Source organism: Caulobacter sp., from assembly GCF_049283275.1.
Lineage (GTDB): Bacteria > Pseudomonadota > Alphaproteobacteria > Caulobacterales > Caulobacteraceae > Caulobacter.
This window is the reverse complement of the sequence record NZ_JBAPVS010000071.1, coordinates 1-2,042: the sequence shown is the minus strand read 5'-3', so window position 1 is coordinate 2,042 and position 2,042 is coordinate 1. Positions and strand designations below refer to the sequence as shown.

The 2,042-nt window shown below is 68.7% G+C and carries 2 protein-coding genes; both read left to right on the top strand.

The window, feature by feature from the left end:
* The first annotated feature begins 99 nt into the window (after window positions 1-99).
* Window positions 100-387, top strand: coding sequence for an Asp-tRNA(Asn)/Glu-tRNA(Gln) amidotransferase subunit GatC (gene gatC, locus WAL33_RS03540; RefSeq protein ID WP_422178548.1), 288 nt, complete (start codon window positions 100-102; stop codon window positions 385-387).
* Window positions 388-389: 2 nt separating this feature from the next.
* A complete protein-coding gene (gene gatA / locus WAL33_RS03535; RefSeq protein ID WP_422178546.1) occupies window positions 390-1,862 on the top strand; it encodes an Asp-tRNA(Asn)/Glu-tRNA(Gln) amidotransferase subunit GatA in 1,473 nt (490 codons plus the stop codon).
* Window positions 1,863-2,042 lie beyond the last annotated feature (180 nt).

Genomic DNA, 2,042 nt, shown 5'->3' with positions numbered 1-2,042 from the left:
TCCTTCGACAAGCTCAGGATGAGGTTGAAAGCCAAAGCCGCGCCTTGAAACCAAGACGCATGACGGCTAACCCACACGCTCGAATTTCAGGAGGCCCCCATGGCCATTGACGCCGCCACCGTGCGGAAGGTCGCGCGGCTCGCGCGGATCGCCACGCCCGAAGATCGCCTGGAGCCCCTGGCCCAGGAGCTCAACGGCATCATGACGTGGATCGAGCAGCTGGCCGAGGTCGACACCGACGGCGTCGAGCCGTTGACCAGCGTCGTGCATGCCGGCCTGCCGCTGCGCGACGACGTGGTGACCATGGGCGGCGACGCCGAGATGATCACCGGCAATGCGCCCAAGTCGGTGAATGGGTTCTTCGTGGTCCCGAAGGTGGTTGAATAACAATGACTTCGCTGACCTCTCTCACCCTCAAGGGCGCGCTGGACGGGCTGGAGGCCGGGGACTTCACCTCGGTCGAGCTGACCCGCGCCCACATCGAGGCCGTCGAGGCCGCGCGCGGCCTGAACGCCTTCTTGTTCGAGACCCCCGAGCAGGCCCTGTCGATGGCCGCCGCCTCGGACGCCCGCAGAGCGCTTGGCGCTGGCCGTCCGCTGGACGGCATCCCGCTGGGCATCAAGGACCTGTTCTGCACCGAGGGCGTGCCGACCACCGCCGCCTCGCGGATCCTCGAGCCGTTCGTCCCGCACTACGAGTCGACCGTCACCAGTCAGCTGTGGCGCGACGGGGCGGTGATGCTGGGCAAGCTGAACCTCGATGAATTCGCCATGGGCTCGTCCAATGAGACCAGCGCCTACGGCCCGGTGATCAATCCCTGGCGCAAGTCCGGCTCCAACCAGGCCCTGACGCCGGGCGGCAGCTCGGGCGGCAGCGCCGCGGCCGTGGCCGCCGACCTGTGCCTGGGCGCCACCGCCACCGACACCGGCGGCTCGATCCGTCAGCCGGCCGCGTTCACCGGGACCGTAGGCATCAAGCCGACCTACGGCCGCTGCTCGCGGTGGGGCACGGTGGCCTTCGCCAGCTCGCTGGACCAGGCCGGCCCGATCGCCAAGACCGTCGAGGACGCGGCGATCCTGCTGCGGTCGATGTCGGGGCATGACCCCAAGGACAGCACCAGCCTGGACGTGCCGGTGCCGGACTTCGCCGCCTTCGTCGGCAAGTCGGTCAAGGGCCTGCGGATCGGCATTCCCAAGGAATATCGTGTCGACAACATGCCGGCCGAAATCGAGAAGCTGTGGGCCGACGGCGTCGCCTGGCTGAAGGAGGCCGGCTGCGAGATCGTCGAGATCAGCCTGCCGCACACCAAGTACGCCCTGCCGGCCTACTACATCGTGGCGCCGGCCGAGGCGTCCTCGAACCTGGCCCGCTACGACGGCATGCGCTACGGCCTTCGGGCCGAGGGCGCCAACCTGACCGAGGTCTACGAGAACACCCGCGCGGAGGGCTTCGGCGACGAGGTCAAGCGCCGCATCCTGATCGGCACCTACGTGCTGTCGGCCGGCTATTACGACGCCTACTACCTGAAGGCCCTGAAGGTGCGTCGCCGCATCGCCGAGGACTTCGACAGCGCCTGGGAAAAGTGCGACGCCATCCTGACCCCGACCGCGCCGTCGGCGGCGTTCGGCCTGGGCGAGAACTCCAGCGATCCGATCGCCATGTACCTGAACGACGTGTTCACGGTGACCACCAACCTGGCGGGTCTGCCGGGCCTGTCGCTGCCCGCCGGCCTGGACGCCAACGGCCTGCCGCTGGGCCTGCAGATCATCGGCAAGCCGCTGGACGAAGGCACGGTCTTCTCGGTGGCCGGCGCGATGGAGAAGGCCGCGGGCTTCAAGACCAAGGCGACGAAGTGGTGGTGATCAGCCGCTAGATGGACCCAGAAAAAGGGCGGCCCCGCGAGGAGCCGCCCTTCTTTTTAGGCCAAGCCTGCAGTTACATCGGGGTGTCCGGCGTGGCCGGGACGACGAGCGGAGCGGGCGTCGAGGCCGGAGCCGGAGTAGACGCCGCCGCGGCGGGGGCCGCGATCACCGGGGTCGGGG

Excerpts from the sequence above, each read along its gene's own strand:
- gatA (WP_422178546.1), top strand. The coding sequence starts at position 390 with ATGACTTCGCTGACCTCTCTCACCCTCAAGGGCGCGCTGGACGGGCTG.
- gatC (WP_422178548.1), top strand. The coding sequence starts at position 100 with ATGGCCATTGACGCCGCCACCGTGCGGAAGGTCGCGCGGCTCGCGCGG.